The organism is Spirulina sp. CCY15215 (genome assembly GCF_016888125.1).
Classification (GTDB): Bacteria; Cyanobacteriota; Cyanobacteriia; order Cyanobacteriales; family Spirulinaceae; genus CCY15215.
The window spans coordinates 1-697 of the sequence record NZ_JACSWA010000164.1; the positions used below are offsets into that span (position 1 = coordinate 1).

Annotated in this window: 1 pseudogene; it reads left to right on the forward strand. The window is 46.3% G+C overall.

The features are described 5' to 3' along the window. Positions 1–254: pseudogene (locus tag JUI58_RS00790) on the forward strand (hypothetical protein); the annotation flags it as partial. Between the last annotated feature and the right edge of the window lie 443 nt (positions 255–697).

Sequence of the window (697 nt, forward strand, 5' to 3'; positions counted from 1 at the left end):
ATTTTTCGCCATTTGAACGAGAGTTTGATTCTCTAGAAATCCGAGAAGAAGACATCCTTTTTGCACGGGGTTGTCTGTCTACTCCCGAAGATGAATTAACTCAACAAGACAAGGAAGAACAGGAAAACAATACCTCTGAAGAGGGGGAAGATGAGGAAATCGTAGCGGGAGAGGAAAATGAAGATTCTTCCCCTGGCAGCGATCGCGCTTGTCGTCCTATCGGCGATGATAGTGAAGGAGGAGGTGAGGAGTAAATTAGCTTCTCGTTCATGGAATCCGCAAACCCCTAATAATAGTCATAACTTCAGGGTGCAAGCATTGCACCCCTACTCCTAAACCCAAGAAGCAATGCTTGCGCCCTAGATTTTAAATGAGTCGCGATCGCACGGAAATTACTCCCTCAACTCGATGATGAAGCGATCGCCGCCACCACCGGATTGAGTGTCGAAAAAGTAAGGGGCTTGCGTGAGATTTAATTGAACTCAAGTTCTGCAACCAAACATCTTATTCTTTTTTTGTGAGAAATAATGAAATCCACCAAATTGACTGCTTTGCTCGGAACGATCTTTTTATCTAGCCTTGCTCCCTCTGTTTTAGCCAAACCCATTAGTTTCAGTGCCTTTGACCTGCTCGGACAATCTCCCCAAGAGCGTACAGACCCCAGCACCCCCGACTTCCTCCAACCCATCGATCCCAG